Origin of the sequence: Leisingera sp. JC1 (assembly GCF_001679925.1) — a bacterium.
In the GTDB taxonomy this organism is placed as follows: domain Bacteria; phylum Pseudomonadota; class Alphaproteobacteria; order Rhodobacterales; family Rhodobacteraceae; genus Leisingera.
The window spans coordinates 1-602 of record NZ_LYUZ01000067.1 but is presented as its reverse complement, the minus strand read 5'-3'; the positions used below and the strand labels follow the sequence as shown (position 1 = coordinate 602).

Below are 602 nucleotides of genomic sequence, written 5' to 3'. Positions count from 1 at the left end.
GCTGTTCTACCGCTCCGGCAACATGGAATTCGACGGCAGCAATGCCAAGGTGATCGAAGCCGCCCCCAGTGCCGCCACCCGGGTTGAGGCCGCAACGGTCTCCTTCAGCTTCAACGCCGACAAGGTCAGCGGCAGCCAGGGCCTGGTGTCCAAGGACGCCGGCGGCACCACTGTCAACAACGGCCATTTCACCTCCTACATCAAGGACGGCACGCTCTACGTCCGCTACCAGGAGGGCTCAGCCTCGAAGACGCTGAAACTGGACGGCATCCAGGCCAACAAGGTCTATGACGTGCGCACCAGCTTTGGCGACGGCAAGGTTTCGCTGTGGGTCGACGACGCGCTGGTGAGCAGCCAGTCCTTTGACGTCAACTGGCTGGACAACACCGAATACCTGCAGATCGGCGCCAACGGCTGGGCCAGCCAGACCGGCAAGGCAGGCTTCCGCGACGCCTTTGACGGCACCATCTCGAATGTCGAGATCACCGCAGGTTACAACACCATCGCCTCGGACGAGAAGGGCAGCAGCGGCGGGACCGGCACCAGCGTCCCGGCGCCGGTGGTCGATATCGATCAGGTTGGCGGCGACAACAGCATTTCGC

Annotated in this window: 1 protein-coding gene; it reads left to right on the top strand. The window is 63.3% G+C overall.

The window, feature by feature from the left end:
- A partial coding sequence (locus A9D60_RS06495; RefSeq protein WP_141117853.1) for a LamG domain-containing protein occupies nucleotides 1-602 on the top strand: 602 nt, incomplete at both ends.